General features: G+C 72.4%; 11 protein-coding genes. 5 read left to right on the plus strand and 6 right to left on the minus strand.

Translation table 11 applies throughout. From position 1 onward, the window contains the following. Positions 1-21: 21 nt before the first annotated feature. Positions 22-2,754: a cation-translocating P-type ATPase gene (locus tag ACOKGD_RS04050; RefSeq protein WP_342336625.1), complete on the plus strand. Its 2,733-nt coding sequence runs from the start codon at positions 22-24 to the stop codon at positions 2,752-2,754. A 40-nt stretch (positions 2,755-2,794) separates the two neighbouring features. On the opposite strand, the gene ACOKGD_RS04055 is transcribed toward ACOKGD_RS04050, so the two are convergent. Beyond that, positions 2,795-3,784 carry an asparaginase gene (locus ACOKGD_RS04055; protein WP_342336623.1) on the minus strand — a complete coding sequence of 330 codons (990 nt, stop codon included), beginning with the start codon at positions 3,782-3,784 and terminating at the stop codon, positions 2,795-2,797. A 23-nt stretch (positions 3,785-3,807) separates the two neighbouring features. Here ACOKGD_RS04055 and ACOKGD_RS04060 point away from each other — a divergent pair, with 23 nt between their 5' ends. Beyond that, positions 3,808-4,278, plus strand: a complete 471-nt coding sequence (locus tag ACOKGD_RS04060; protein ID WP_342336622.1) for an OsmC family protein — start codon at positions 3,808-3,810, stop codon at positions 4,276-4,278. A gap of 6 nt (positions 4,279-4,284) precedes the next feature. Here ACOKGD_RS04060 and ACOKGD_RS04065 read toward each other — a convergent pair whose 3' ends face one another. Next, a complete protein-coding gene (locus ACOKGD_RS04065; protein WP_421355086.1) occupies positions 4,285-5,076 on the minus strand; it encodes a lysophospholipid acyltransferase family protein in 792 nt (263 codons plus the stop codon). A 133-nt stretch (positions 5,077-5,209) separates the two neighbouring features. Here ACOKGD_RS04065 and ACOKGD_RS04070 point away from each other — a divergent pair, with 133 nt between their 5' ends. Then, positions 5,210-6,163 (plus strand): FKBP-type peptidyl-prolyl cis-trans isomerase, encoded by a 954-nt coding sequence (locus ACOKGD_RS04070; protein ID WP_342336621.1) that lies wholly within the window; start codon positions 5,210-5,212, stop codon positions 6,161-6,163. A 2-nt stretch (positions 6,164-6,165) separates the two neighbouring features. Continuing rightward, positions 6,166-7,269: a 1-deoxy-D-xylulose-5-phosphate reductoisomerase gene (gene dxr, locus ACOKGD_RS04075; protein ID WP_342336620.1), complete on the plus strand. Its 1,104-nt coding sequence runs from the start codon at positions 6,166-6,168 to the stop codon at positions 7,267-7,269. A gap of 21 nt (positions 7,270-7,290) precedes the next feature. On the opposite strand, the gene ACOKGD_RS04080 is transcribed toward dxr, so the two are convergent. The 3 genes from ACOKGD_RS04080 to ACOKGD_RS04090 all read right to left on the minus strand — a co-directional run bounded on the left by ACOKGD_RS04080 (position 7,291) and on the right by ACOKGD_RS04090 (position 10,352). Next, positions 7,291-8,904, minus strand: coding sequence for a Mur ligase family protein (locus ACOKGD_RS04080; RefSeq protein WP_342336618.1), 1,614 nt, complete (start codon positions 8,902-8,904; stop codon positions 7,291-7,293). Between the two features lie 65 nt (positions 8,905-8,969). Continuing rightward, the gene (locus ACOKGD_RS04085) at positions 8,970-9,662 is read right to left on the minus strand and encodes a YcnI family protein (RefSeq protein ID WP_342336617.1); all 693 of its coding nucleotides are present in this window, start codon (positions 9,660-9,662) and stop codon (positions 8,970-8,972) included. A 99-nt stretch (positions 9,663-9,761) separates the two neighbouring features. After that, positions 9,762-10,352: a hypothetical protein gene (locus ACOKGD_RS04090; protein ID WP_342336615.1), complete on the minus strand. Its 591-nt coding sequence runs from the start codon at positions 10,350-10,352 to the stop codon at positions 9,762-9,764. A gap of 56 nt (positions 10,353-10,408) precedes the next feature. Here ACOKGD_RS04090 and ACOKGD_RS04095 point away from each other — a divergent pair, with 56 nt between their 5' ends. Beyond that, positions 10,409-11,698 (plus strand): M50 family metallopeptidase, encoded by a 1,290-nt coding sequence (locus tag ACOKGD_RS04095; RefSeq protein ID WP_342336613.1) that lies wholly within the window; start codon positions 10,409-10,411, stop codon positions 11,696-11,698. A 14-nt stretch (positions 11,699-11,712) separates the two neighbouring features. Here ACOKGD_RS04095 and ACOKGD_RS04100 read toward each other — a convergent pair whose 3' ends face one another. Then, positions 11,713-13,668, minus strand: coding sequence for an anthranilate synthase family protein (locus ACOKGD_RS04100; RefSeq protein WP_342336612.1), 1,956 nt, complete (start codon positions 13,666-13,668; stop codon positions 11,713-11,715). Between the last annotated feature and the right edge of the window lie 171 nt (positions 13,669-13,839).

The following is a 13,839-nucleotide window of genomic DNA, read 5'->3' on the forward strand; positions in this document are numbered from 1 at the left end:
CCTCTGGAAGGGCAGGCATCCATGAGCAGGACCGATGGGATCGCGCCGTACACGAACGGCGCCCTCACCCCCGAGCAGAGGGCGGAATTCCGCCCATGGGCGCTGGGGGCCGAGGAGGTCGTCGGGCTGCTGGGCGCGGAGCTCACCGGCCTCTCCGAGGACGAGGCCTCGCGCCGCCTCGAGGTGGTGGGCGAGAACCTGCTCCCCGAGACGAAGAAGACCCACCCCGTCCTGAAGTTCCTCTCGCACTTCAACGACACCCTGATCTACATCCTGCTCGCGGCCGCCGTGATCAAGGCGATCATGACCGACTGGCTCGACTTCTGGGTGATCATGGCCGTCGCCGTCATCAACGCCGTCATCGGCTACGTCCAAGAGGGGCGGGCCGAGAAGGCGCTCGCCGGCATCCGCGGCATGCTGTCCTCCACCGCGCAGGTGCGCCGCGACGGCGCGTGGAAGGTGGTCGACGCGGCGGGACTCGTGCCGGGCGACATCGTGCGGCTCGCGCCCGGCGACAAGGTGCCCGCCGACATGCGCCTCACCGTCTCCTCCCAGCTGCGCGTCGATGAGGCCGCCCTCACCGGCGAGTCCGTCCCCTCGTCGAAATCGACCGACGCGGTCGATGCGAACGCCGGCGTCGGCGACCGGTCCTCCATGCTGTTCTCCGGCACCATCGTGTCGGCGGGGCAGGGGCGCGCGGTGGTCACCGCCACGGGCGCCGACACCGAGATCGGCACCATCCAGGCGCTCGTCGGCGAGGCGGGCACGCTCGACACCCCTCTCACCCAGCAGCTGGGCGCCTTCGGCCGGGTGCTGACCCTCGTGATCCTCGGCATGGCTGCGGTCATGCTGCTCATCGGCCTGTTCCTGCACAACATGGACCTCGACGTGCTGGTCTCGGCGACGGTGGGCTTCGCGGTCGCGGCGATCCCCGAGGGCCTGCCGGCGCTCGTCACGATCACTCTCGCGATCGGCGTGCAGCAGATGGCGCGGCGCAACGCCATCACCCGCAAGCTTCCCGCCGTCGAGACCCTCGGATCCGTCACCAGCGTCTGCTCCGACAAGACAGGCACGCTCACGACGAACGAGATGACGGTGCGCAGCCTCGTCACGCCCCTCGGCCGCTACGACGTGTCGGGCCTCGGCTACCAGCCCGCGGGGACGATCACCGATGAGAACGGGGCGGCCGCGCACGGCGACGACCTGCGCGCCCTGCTCGCGGTGGCCTCGCTCTGCAACGACTCCCACCTCGTCCGCGACGGGGAGCGCTGGCAGCTCGTCGGCGAGCCCACCGAGGGGGCGCTGAAGACGCTGGCGATGAAGGGCGGCTTCGACCCGCACGGGCGCACTCGCGTCGGCGTGCTCCCCTTCGACTCGGCGAACAAGTTCATGGCCACGGTCGACGAGGCCGACGACGGCACCCGCACCCTGCTCGTCAAGGGTGCCCCGGATCGCCTGCTCGAGCGCGCCGGGACGCAGCGCGGGGCCGCCGGGTCGGCCCCGCTCGACGTCGCCGCCTGGGAGGCGGTCATCGCCGAGCTGAGCGGTCAGGGCCTGCGTGTCCTCGCCGCGGCTCGCGTCAATGCGCCCGCCATCGAGGGCGACCTGGAGATCTCCGATCTGCACGATCTCGAGTTCCTCGGCGTCTACGGCATCGTCGACCCGCCGCGCCCCGAGGTGATCCAGGCGGTGCGCGACTGCCACACGGCCGGCGTGCGCGTGAAGATGATCACCGGCGACCACGCCGGAACGGCCCTCGCCATCGCGCGCGAGGTCGGGATCGTCTCCGATCCCCACGCGCGGGTGCTCACCGGCGCCGAGCTCGAGGCGATGAGCCAGGATCAGCTGAGTGCGGTCGTCCGCGAGGTCGACGTCTACGCGCGGACCAGCCCCGAGCACAAGATCCGCATCGTGCGCGCGCTGCAGACGCACGGCGAGGTGGTGGCGATGACGGGCGACGGCGTCAACGACGCCCCCGCCCTCACACGCGCCAACGTCGGCGTCGCGATGGGCATCAAGGGCACGGAGGCCACCAAGGAGGCCGCCGAGATCGTCCTCGCCGACGACAACTTCGCGACGATCCGATCAGCGATCCGCGAGGGCCGCCGGATCTACGACAACCTGCGTAAGTCGGTCGTCTTCCTGCTGCCCACCAACGGCGCCCAGTCGCTGGTGATCCTCGTGGCCGTGCTGTTCGGCCTCACACTGCCGCTCACCCCGGTGCAGGTGCTGTGGGTGAACATGATCACCGCCGTGACGCTGTCGCTCTCGCTCGCCTACGAGCCGGCCGAGCGCGGCATCATGCAGCGCCCGCCGCGCGCCCCGGGCGGATCGATCATCTCGGTCAGGGAGCTGATGTTCGTGCTGGTCGTCTCGCTCCTCATCGGCGGCGCGACGCTCGCGGTGTTCTACGGCGCGGTCGCCCGCAACGAGCCCGTCGAGATGGCGCGCACCGAGGCCGTGCTGATGCTCGCCCTCGGGCAGCTGGTGTTCCTGTTCAACTGCCGCATCCTGTCGCGGTCGAGCTTCACGCCCGACGTGCTGCGCGGCAACCCGATCGTGTGGTGGTCCGCGGGCGCGCTGATGGTCCTCCAGGCGGTCTACTCGTACGTGCCGTTTATGAACGGGCTGTTCGACTCCCGCCCGATGCCGTACGAGGCCTGGCTGATCCCGATCGCCTACGCGATCGCGCTCTTCCTGCTCATCGAGGGGGTGAAGGGGCTCTGGCGCCTGATGCCCGAGCCGACCCGCTGACGGCGCGGCGCCGCTGAAGGGTCCCTGCGGCCCGCCCGCGTCAGACGGTGGCCCGGATCCGGCCCACGTCGCGGCCGCCGCCCTGCACGGCGAACATCGGGTGAGCCGCGGCGTCTGCCACGTCGGACGCGGTGAGCGCGCCGGCGTTGGCCAGCAGGTGCAGCGCGACCAGGGGAGCGGCGCGCAGCGACCCGTCGAGGGTCTTCAGCGCGACGGTCGTGCCGTCCGGGGCGACCATGACCTGCACACCCTCGGCGCCGAGCTTCGAGAAGACGCCGAAGCGCTCGATCGCGAAGGTGTCGGATCGTCCGGGGCCGTCGATCGTCCACGGGTGCTCGCGCACGGTGCGCACCAGCGCGCCGGCGACGCGGTGGAGGGCGAACGGGGAGCGCTCGGACGAGGTGCCGACGCGGTGGATCCCGCGCGCGAGCCCCGTGAGGGTCAGCGCGTGCACGGGGGCGCCGCAGCCGTCGATCACCGTCGCGGCGATCTTCTCGCCGGTCAGGCGCTCGACGACCTCGCGGATGTGGACCTGCAGCGGGTGGGTCTCGTCGAGGTACCCCTCGGTGCTCCACCCGGTGGCGACGCACGCGCTCAGCATGGCCGCGTGCTTGCCCGAGCAGTTGTGGCGGATCGCGGCGGGCTCGAGGTGCTCGCGCACCATCGCGTCCCGCGTGGCCACGTCGGTCGGCCAGCTCGCGGGGCAGGCGAGGTGGTCCTCCGTGAGACCGACCGCGCCGAGCATGTCGCGCACGACGGCGGCGTGCCGGTCCGTGCCGGCGTGGCTCGCCGTGGCGAGCGCGAGGCGCTCGCCTTCCAGCGCCGCACCGGCGGTGACCACCGCGACCGCCTGCAGCGGCTTCAGCGACGACCGCGGCAGGATCAGCGCGTCGGGGTCGCCCAGGCGCGTGATCACCTCACCGGACGGGGCGAGGACCACGGCGGAACCCGCATGACGCGACTCCACGAAGCCCCCGCGCTCGACGACGGCGAGCTCGGCGGAATCCTGCACAGCAAACGTCTCAGTCACCTGATCCACCCTAATCTGGGGCCATGAACGGTGAGCACCGATACGCCCTGACCGCCACCTGGACCGGGAACCGGGGAACGGGGACCTCGGGGTATCGCGAGTACTCGCGCGATGTCACGCTCGAGGTCGCCGGCAAGCCCGCCCTGCTCGCGTCGTCGGACAAGCCGTTCCGCGGCGATCCGGAGCGCTGGAACCCGGAGGACCTGCTGGTCGCGGCCCTGTCCGAGTGCCACCTGCTGTCCTACCTGCATGCCTGCGTGCAGGCGGGGGTGGTCGTCACGTCCTATGTCGACGACGCCACCGGCCTGCTGCTCGAGGACGGCTCCAGCAGCGCGCGCTTCGCGGAGGTCGTGCTGCACCCGCGCGTGACCGTCGCGGAGGCGTCGATGGTGGAGGCCGCCGAGGCCGCGCACAAGACGGCCCACGAGTGGTGCTTCATCGCCCGCTCGGTCAACTTCCCGGTGCGGCACGAGGCCGTCGTCACCGTCGGCTGAGGCGGGTCAGCGCCGCTCGTGCGGCAGAACCCGCCGGATCTTCTCGACCGGGCCCTGGGCGGGCGACTCGTTGAACGCGTTGGCGAGCTCCTGGCCGGAGAGCGCGTGGATCGCCGCCATGATCTCGTCGGTCGCGGTGCGACGCGCCTTGCCCGAGTGCGCGGGGCCGTGCTGCGAGAGGTCGAGGGGAGCGCCGAAGCGGATCGTCACGCGGTGGCGCAGCGAGGGGAACTTCGCGCCCACGGGCATGACCTTGTCGGTGCCGATGAGCCCGACGGGGATGACGGGGGAGCCGGTCTGCAGCGCGAGGAAGGCGATGCCCGTGCGGCCCTTGTACAGGCGGCCGTCGAGCGACCGGGTGCCCTCCGGGTAGAGCGCGACGGCGGCCTCGGTCTCGAGGATCTGGCGCTGCTGGTCCAGCGCGTCCAGCGCGGCCTGTCCGGCACCGCGGCGCACCGGGATCGCGCCCACGGCCGTGAAGAAGGCCTTCGAGAACCAGCCCTTGATCCCGCGGCCCTCGAAGTAGCTCGACTTCGCCAGGAAGTGGACGGCGCGCGGCGCGGCGGCGACGGGGATCGCGATCGAGTCGATGAACGACAGGTGGTTCGACGCGAAGATCAGCCGCCCCTCCGGGGGGATGTTCTCGCGGCCCTCGACGCGCGGACGGTAGATGGTGCGGACCAGGGGAGTGAGCACCATCCGGCCGAACGTGTAGAACCAGCTCGGCTTCGACGGGGTGTCGTCAGCGAGAGCGGTCTCGTCGGGATCCGGGGCCACGGAGTCCGCAGAGGTCGTCATTCCTCCGAGCTTATCGGCGGATTCATGCCCGGCCTGGCATGACGGCGGTCAGGGAGCCCCAGGAGGTGCTCAGCGCGCTCGTAAGGACGATGCGGCAGGATGGGACGACCCCCACTTACGAACGAGGTAATCCGTGCGTCTTCGCTCCGCAGTTCTCCTGTCCTCCGTCGCGCTCGCCGCGCTCGCCCTGACGGGCTGCTCGGGCGATCCCGCCCCGGAGGCCACGCCGACCTCGACGGCCGGCGCGGCCGGCGACCTGTGCGGGGCGGCGCTCGGCGAGGGCGCGAGCACGGACGGCCTGACGGTCGGCGGCGAGGTGGGCGCCACGCCGACCCTCGACGCCACCCTGCCGCTCGAGATCGCCGAGCCGTCGCGCCTGGTCGTGACCGAGGGCGACGGCGATGAGCTGGCCGAGGGCGACTGGTTCGAGTACAGCATGGCGATCTTCGACGCGACGACCGGCGAGCTGGCCCAGGCCGGCGGCTTCGGCGAGCACATGGTGCCGATCCAGGCCTCCGCCCAGAGCGGCGTCGGCCAGCTCATCGGCTGCGCCACCGTCGGCTCCCGCATCGCGGTGACCATCCCGGGCAGCGAGCAGGGCGCGGCGGCCGTCTACGTCATCGACGTGAACGACGTCGTCGACCTCCCGACCAAGGCGTGGGGCGAGGACCAGACCCCCGTCGACGGCCAGCCGACCGTGAAGCTCGCCAAAGACGGCGCGCCGACCATCACGCTGCCGGACACGGACGCTCCGACCGAGACGGTCGTCACCACCCTGAAGAAGGGCGACGGCGCCGTCGTCGAGTCCGGTCAGGACGTGCTGGCGCAGTACACGGGCGTGAAGTGGTCCGACGGCTCGGTCTTCGACTCGAGCTGGGAGCGCGGCACCCCGGCGCCCTTCAACACGGCCCAGGTCGTCGCCGGCTTCACCAAGGCGCTCGAGGGTCAGACCGTCGGCTCCCAGGTGCTCGTGACGATGCCCCCGGCCGACGGCTACGGCTCCGTCCCGGGCCACGAGCTCGAGAAGGAGACGCTCACGTTCGTCGTCGACATCCTCGACGCCGGCTCGGCCATCGCCGCGCCCTGATCATGAGCAGCACGACCGCGCGCCGCGTCGTCATCCTCGGGTCCACCGGATCCATCGGCACCCAGGCGCTCGACGTGATCCGGGCCAACCCGGATCGCTTCGAGGTCGTGGGCCTGTCGGCGGGGTCGAACGCGGCCGCGATGGCGGCGCAGGCCGCCGAGTTCGGCGTCTCCGACACCGCGCTCGGCGCCGCGGACGCCGAGCGCCTCGTGCGGTCGGTGGACGCCGACGTGGTCGTGAACGGGATCACCGGATCCGTCGGGCTCGGTCCGACGCTCGCGGCGCTCGAGTGCGGCCGCATCCTGGCCCTCGCCAACAAGGAGTCGCTGATCGTCGGCGGCGAGCTCGTGAAGAGCCTCGCCGCGCCCGGTCAGATCGTCCCCGTGGACTCGGAGCACTCGGCCATCGCGCAGGCGCTCCGTTCCGGCACGGCGACCGAGGTGCGCCGCCTGGTGCTGACCGCCTCGGGCGGCCCCTTCCGCGGCCGGTCGCGCGCGTCGCTCGAGGACGTCACCCCGGCGCAGGCGCTCGCGCACCCGACGTGGGACATGGGGCGCGTGGTCACCACGAACTCCGCGACGCTCGTCAACAAGGGCCTCGAGGTGATCGAGGCGCACCTGCTGTTCGACGTGCCGTACGACCGCATCGACGTGGTGGTGCACCCGCAGTCGATCGTCCACTCGATGGTCGAGTTCATCGACGGATCGACGATCGCGCAGGCGTCGCCGCCCGACATGCGCCTGCCCATCTCGCTGGGTCTCGACTGGCCGAACCGGGTGGCGGGCGTCGGCGCGCCCCTGGACTGGACCACCGCCTCGGCCTGGACCTTCGAGCCGCTCGACGAGGAGGCCTTCCCGGCGGTCGCCCTGGCCAAGCAGGTGGGCGCCGCCGGACGCACCTTGCCCGGCGTCTACAACGCTGCGAACGAGCAGGCGGTCGATGCGTTCCACGAGGGACGGCTGCCGTTCCTCGGCATCGTCGAGGTCATCCGCCGCGTGGTCGAGGCGCATGACGCGCCGGGACGGCTGACGCGCGAATCGCTCGCGGAGGCCGAGGCCTGGGCGCGCGGCGAGGCGGACGCCGTCATCTCCCGCTTCGCCGGATAGCGCGCGGCGCGCCCCCGGCGCTCAGTCGTCGTAGGGGTTGGTCCAGCGGCGCTCGCCGACCGGCCAGCCGGCGTCGATCAGCGCCCGGCGAGCCAGCTCGCGGCCCGAGTAGAACAGCCGGACCCCCTGCACGTCGCGGTGGTCCTGATGGCCGGGGCCGAACCACATGAGCGCGTCGCCCGGGCGGATGAGCTTCACGGCCTCGACGATGGCGTCCTCGGGCGGGAAGATCTCGTAGGCGTCCTGCTCCGACTTCACCGAGCGCGCGCCCTCGAGCAGCATCCGGCGGACGATCGCCGGATCCTCCATGCGGGGGTTGTGGTCGGTGATGATCACGATGTCGCCGTAGTCGGCGGCGGCCTTGCCCATCGCGAAGCGCTTCGTCGTGTCGCGGCTGCCGTCGGCGCCCATCATCACCACGAGCTTGCCCGTGGTGACGCGGCGGAGACCCTCGAGGGTCTTCTCGATACCCGCGGGGGTGTGCCCGAAGTCGACGTAGACGGCGGGGCCGCCCTCGCCGTGGATCTTCTCGGCCCGGCCGGGCAGGTGCGCCCGGATGCCGCCGTCGCGCTCGAGGGCGGTGACGATGCGCTCCCAGGCGTAGCCCGCCTCGAGCAGCATCACGATCGCGGCCCCGGAGTTGGCGGCCATGTGCGGGCCGATCACCGGCACGAACGACGTGAGCGTGCGTCCATCGCGGTTGTTGACCAGCGTGAAGCCGGTGCCGTCGAGCGTCTCCTCGTTCACCGTGACGGTCCAATCCGCGGTGGCGGCCAGATCCTGATCCACGGCGATCGCGGGTGTGGCGATGGTCACCACGGGCACCTCGGCGCGCTCGACGACCACGGCGCCCGCCGGGGTGTCGAGCGAGACGACCGCCCGCCGCGCCCGGTCCGGCCGGAACAGGGGAAGCTTCGCCTCGAGGTATTCGTCCATGCCCGAGAAGTCGTCCATGTGGTCATGCGAGAGGTTGGTGAACATCGCGACGTCGAAGACGATGGCGTCCACACGGTGGCGCATGATCGCCTGCACGCTGACCTCGATCGCGGCGGCCTCGACGTGGTGCTCGCGCATCACGGCCAGCAGCGCGTGCATCTCGTACGCCTCGGGGGTCGTCAGGCGCGCCATGATCGCCTCGCCGGCGACGACGCGCAGGGCGGACGAGGACAGGCCCGTCACCGCGCCCAGCTGGCCGAGGATGCCGTCGAGGATGTGCGTGATGCTCGTCTTGCCGTCGGTGCCGGTGGTGCCGAACAGGATCGGCAGGTCGTGGCCGGTGTCGAAGACCCACTTCGCGATCTCGCCGAGCTGGCCGCGCGGGTCCTCCACGATGACGATCGGCAGGCCAGCGGGCTCGGCGATGTCGGCGCCTGCGGCGTCGGTGATGATCGCGGACGCCCCGAGCTCGGCGGCGACCTGCGCGAACTCGGCGCCGTGCTTGTTGCGCCCCTGGATAGCGACGAACGCCTCACCCGGATGCAGGTCGGTGGTGGCGATCGTCACCCCCGTGACCTCGACGCCGTCGAGCGAACCGCGGGTGTCGCGCGCGAAGCGGTCGGCGAGTTCGGTCAGTCGGCGCACCGGCGTGTGCTGGGGGCGCAGGACCGGGGGGAGGTTCGAGCCAGTCTTCGTCATGGTGCCTCCAGTTTCTCACGGGGAGGGCGCCGTACCGGGGCGCCCTCCCCGTCAGACGGGATCGATCAGCCGCGGCGGCCGGTGCGGCGGTAGGCCAGCAGCGAGACGACGAGCGCGGCGACACCGGCGACCAGGCCGCCCCCGCCCAGCACGAGCGGGAGCGGGTTCTCGGTCGCGGGAGCCGCCTCCTCCGTCGACGCCGCGGCGCCGGCGGCGTGGTCGTGGCCGTCCGAGGACGTGCCCTCGGCCGCGCCGAGCGTCACCGTGGGGGCGGGGTGCTCGACGCTGTGCGGATCCTCGCCCTCCGCGACGGTCTCGCTCCACGAGGTGGATCCGTCGACGCAGGTCTGCTCGACCGGGAAGGCGAGCGTCCCTTCGGCGTCGTCGGCGTACTTCACGCTCACGTCGACGGCGGCGCGCAGGCCGTCTGCGACCGGCTCGTCGGCGGTGTAGGTGATGGCGCTGACGAGGTTGTCCGACGGATCGCGCTCGATATCGATCGACCACCCGGGGGCGATCGTAGGCGTGGCGGAGTCGAGCCCGTCGGGCATGCCGATCCGGAGCGCGGTGGTCGCCGATCCGTCGCAGCCGTGGCCGAAGGCGAAGGTCAGCACGTCGTACCCTCCGGCGACCGGGGCGTCCGGGGTGACCGTGACGTGCGCGCTCGCGGCGAGCGGGAGCGCGGTGGCGAGTGCGGCGCCGAGGACGACTCCGGCGGCGATGCGGGTGCGGGTGCGGGTGTTCGTGCGGGTGTTCATGGTTCTCCTGGTGCTGGCGAGCGCGCGCGACGGACGTGCGTCGGTCGACGGCGCGCTGATGAGCGCTCGCGATGAAGGGGGGGTGCCGATGCGCCCGTATCAGGCGCCGACGACCGCCGGAGGCCCGCGCCGGGAGAGCGAGGAGAGGAGGATCGCGGGGGCGCCCGCGGGAGAGGGGGCCGGGCGCACAGGAGCCCGTCCGGCCGGGTGCGGAGCGCGCGGGGTGTGGATGCGACGCAGCAGCGCGATCACGGCGCCCGCGATGGCGCGGACCACCCGCTCTCCGCGCCACAGCAGCGCGGTGGTGAGCAGCGCGGCCACGGCGTGGGCGACGTACATGCCGGCGCCCTCGGGGGCGGCGCCCGCTCCCGCGATCATCGAGGGATCGAGGTGACCGTGGGTGTGGACGTGCGCCGTCGCGGCGAGGTGATGGCCGGTGGGGGACCCCAGCAGCTGGAAGGCGGCGTGGAAGGCGACCTGGCTGGCGAGAACGGCCGCGGCCAGGCGCGGGAGGCTCGCGCGCGGGCCGGCGATCACCGAGGCGACCGGTGTGAGCAGCGCCGCCATCAGCGCGATCAGCAGCACCGCGGGGGCGGGGCCGCCGGCGATGGTGTGCGACGTCGCGGCCAGGAGCGTCGCGACCGTGGCGGCGACGCCGCCGCGGAGGACGCGCTGCTGCCGGGAGGTCACCCCTCGAATCTACCCGCGGATCTTTCTCATAGCCGCGGCGCAGTACGGTGGGCCGCGTGGCAGTTCTCGCGTTCGTGATCGGTGTGCTCATCGTCGTGGTGGGCCTCGGGGTCTCCATCGGCCTGCACGAGATCGGGCATCTCGCCCCGGCCAAGCGGTTCGACGTCGAGACCAGCCGCTACATGATCGGCCTCGGCCCCGTGATCTGGTCGAAGAAGATCGGCGAGACCGAGTACGGCATCAAGCTGCTGCCGATCGGCGGCTACATCTCGATGGCGGGCATGTACGCGCCCGTGAAGGAGAAGGCCCGGGGCCGCGGCATGCTCGCGACGCTCGTCCAGGACGCCCGCGACGCGAACCACGAGACGCTCGAGGGTGTCGACACCTCGCGGGCGTTCTTCCGCCTGGCGGTCTGGAAGCGGATCGTCATCATGCTCGGCGGGCCCTTCATGAACCTGCTGCTCGCGCTCGTCCTGTTCACGGTGCTCTACACGGGCATCGGCATGCAGCAGGTGACGACGACGGTCGAGGCGGTCGCCGAGTGCGTGGTGCCCGCCGGCACCGACGTCACCGAGTGCGGCGCAGACGACCCGGCGTCGCCCGCGAAGGCCGCGGGCCTTCTGCCCGGCGACACGCTCGTCTCCGTCGACGGCACCCCGGTCGAGACCTTCGCGCAGGCGTCCGGGATCATTCAGGATCACCCGGGCGACGACCTCGCGGTCGTCGTGCTCCGCGACGGCACCGAGCAGACGCTCACCCTCACGCCGATCCTCGCCGAGCGTCAGGTCGCCGGCGCCGACGGGGCCGTGACCACGCAGAGCGTCGGATTCGCGGGCATGACCGCCGCCGTCGAGCGGGTGCACCAGCCGATCTGGGCCGGCGCCGAGGCCACGGGCGACAGTCTCGTGCGCGTCGCCGGCATCATCGTCCAGCTGCCCGTGCGCCTCTGGGACACCGCGGTCGATCTGTTCACGGGCCAGGAGCGCGACCCCGACGGGCCCCTCAGCGTGGTGGGCGTCGGCCGTCTCGCGGGCGAGGTGGCGGCGGCCGAGGCGCCGATCCTCGATCGCGTGGCGGCGATGGTGGGCCTGCTCGGGTCGGTGAACATCGCCCTGTTCGTCTTCAACCTGATCCCGCTGCTGCCGCTCGACGGCGGCCACGTCGTGATCGCGCTGTGGGACGGCATCAAGCGCACGTGGGCGCGCCTGCGCGGCGCCCCCGAGCCCGCGCCGGCCGACGCGACGAAGTTCGTGCCGGTGGCGCTGCTCGTGGTCGTGTTCATGATCGGCATGGGCGCGCTGCTGATGGCGGCCGACCTGTTCAACCCCATCACCCTCGGCGGCTGAGACCGCCGCCGCGCTCAGCTCGCGGCGTGGACGACCAGGCGCTCGAGGGTGCGCATGCCGTCTCGCGACAGGATCGACTCGAGGTGCCCCTGCACCGAGGCGAAGCCCCGGCCGCGCAGCGCATACACGTCTCCCGTGGTGGGCTCGGCGGCGACCTCCACGATGCCCACGTCGCCGCAGCGGGTCTCGCTCGGGGTGAGCTCGGTCACGCCCGGCAGCACGCGCGCGGTGAAGGTGTTGTAGAACCCGATCGAGGCTGCCTCGCCGAAGACGTCGACCGTCTTCTGCAGGCCCTGGTGCGGGCTCGCCAGCGGGGCGAGGGAGACGCCGATCCGGTCGGCGAGGATCTGGTGGCTGAGGCACACGGCCAGCAGCGGCGCGCGCGCCTGCAGGCGCCGCCGGACGACCTCCCTCATCCGCGCGATGCGCGGGCTGTCCTCATCGCGAGGATCGCCGGGGCCGGGGCCCGACACGACGATCTCGGCCGCGTCGACCTCGTCGTCCGTCACCGTCGACCAGTGCGCGATCGTCACATCGAGACCGAGGTGGCGCAGCTGGTGCGCGAGCATCGTCGTGAAGCGGTCCTCCGCGTCGACCACGAGCGCCGTGCGGCCGTGAAGCGGGCCCGGCTCGGCGCCCTGGGGCTCGAGCCAGAACGGCGCGAGGCGCGCGTTGCGCGAGGCGAGCAGCTCGGCGATCCGCGGATCCTCCGCCAGCGGGCGACGCTCCGGAGTGGGCTGATCCGGGTCGGCGGCCGGAGCCGGGAGGTCGCGCGGCACGGCGCCGATCGCCCCGAGCACACCCGCGGCCTTGCCGTGGGTCTCCGAGACCTCGCCCTCGGGGCTCGAGTGGCGCACGAGGGTCGCGCCGGCGGGAACGCGCAGGCGACCGTCCACGAGGTAGGCCGTGCGGATCAGGATCGGCGCGTCGAGGTCGTGGCCGCCGTCCGGGCGGGGCGTGAACAGCGCCGCGACGCCCGAATAGTAGCCGCGCGGGGTGGTCTCGTGTCGGCGGATCACGGCGCAGGCGTTCTGCATGGGCGAGCCGGTCACCGTGGGGGCGAACATCGTCTCGCGCAGGATGTCGCGGGGGTCCAGGCGACTGCGGCCGCGCAGCATGTACTCGGTGTGGGTGAGGCGCGACATCTCCTTGAGGTGCGGGCCGGTGATCCTGCCGCCGTCGCTGCACACCGCGCTCATCATCTTGAGCTCCTCGTCGACCACCATAAAGAGCTCCTCGGTCTCCTTGGTGTCGGTGAGGAAGGCGCTCAGGGTCTCGACGGTGGCACCGCCCGCGGGGTGGCGGAACGTGCCCGAGATGGGGTTCATGGTGACGGTGCTCGGCTCGCCGGCGGCCCCGGCCACGGCCGTGACGTGCGCCTCGGGGCTCGCGCCGACGGCGACGTGGCCGGGGGTGATGACGGCGAAGGTCCAGTAGGCGCCGCGTTCGTGCTGCAGCAGGGCGCGGAACCACGTGAGCGCAGCGAGGCGCGGGTCGGCGTCGACCCCCGCGGTGTAGTCGCGGCGGATGACGAAGTTGGCGCCCTCGCCGCGGCCGATCTCGTCGGTGATCACGCGGCGCACGATGTCGGCGTACTCGGCATCGGGGATGTCGAACCCGGCGTCCGTCAGGGCGACGGGCTCGGACGGCAGCGACGCGAGGACGTCCGCCATCGGGGCGCTCGCGCGGCTCTCGATCAGCAGGCAGCGCAGCGGTGCGCCGTCGTCGTGCGCCTCGAACCCGCGCTCGCGCACCTGGCGGTACGGCACCAGCGCGAGCACCTCGCGCGGCGTGCCGTCGGCGGCGTGCAGCGGGATGTCGGGGAGCAGCTCCACGTCCTGGACGGGACCGGTGAGGATCTCGACCGAGTCGACGGATCCGGACTCGCCGGCGCGGGCGATGAGCGCGAACGACGCGTGGGGATCCGCGGCGAGGCGGTGGATCAGGTCGACGGTGGCGGGCCCGGTCATCGGGGGGTCTCCTTGCGATACGGCGGCCTGACATACAGAAAGACCGCCTGAGCGGCGGTCTGTTCTCGAGTTCGCGAAAAGCACCGCCTAGGAGGCGGGCCACCAGGAGGTGAGGTTCGCGGACATGCCGGAAACGTACCACAGCGGCCGGATCCGCCCCGGCTGGAGACG

It is taken from the genome of Microbacterium phosphatis, from assembly GCF_049177115.1.
In the GTDB taxonomy this organism is placed as follows: domain Bacteria; phylum Actinomycetota; class Actinomycetes; order Actinomycetales; family Microbacteriaceae; genus Microbacterium; species Microbacterium phosphatis.

Excerpts from the sequence above, each read along its gene's own strand:
- ACOKGD_RS04065 (WP_421355086.1), bottom strand. The coding sequence starts at position 5,076 with ATGACGACCTCTGCGGACTCCGTGGCCCCGGATCCCGACGAGACCGCT.
- dxr (WP_342336620.1), top strand. The coding sequence starts at position 6,166 with ATGAGCAGCACGACCGCGCGCCGCGTCGTCATCCTCGGGTCCACCGGA.
- ACOKGD_RS04100 (WP_342336612.1), bottom strand. The coding sequence starts at position 13,668 with ATGACCGGGCCCGCCACCGTCGACCTGATCCACCGCCTCGCCGCGGAT.
- ACOKGD_RS04050 (WP_342336625.1), top strand. The coding sequence starts at position 22 with ATGAGCAGGACCGATGGGATCGCGCCGTACACGAACGGCGCCCTCACC.
- ACOKGD_RS04060 (WP_342336622.1), top strand. The coding sequence starts at position 3,808 with ATGAACGGTGAGCACCGATACGCCCTGACCGCCACCTGGACCGGGAAC.
- ACOKGD_RS04085 (WP_342336617.1), bottom strand. The coding sequence starts at position 9,662 with ATGAACACCCGCACGAACACCCGCACCCGCACCCGCATCGCCGCCGGA.
- ACOKGD_RS04080 (WP_342336618.1), bottom strand. The coding sequence starts at position 8,904 with ATGACGAAGACTGGCTCGAACCTCCCCCCGGTCCTGCGCCCCCAGCAC.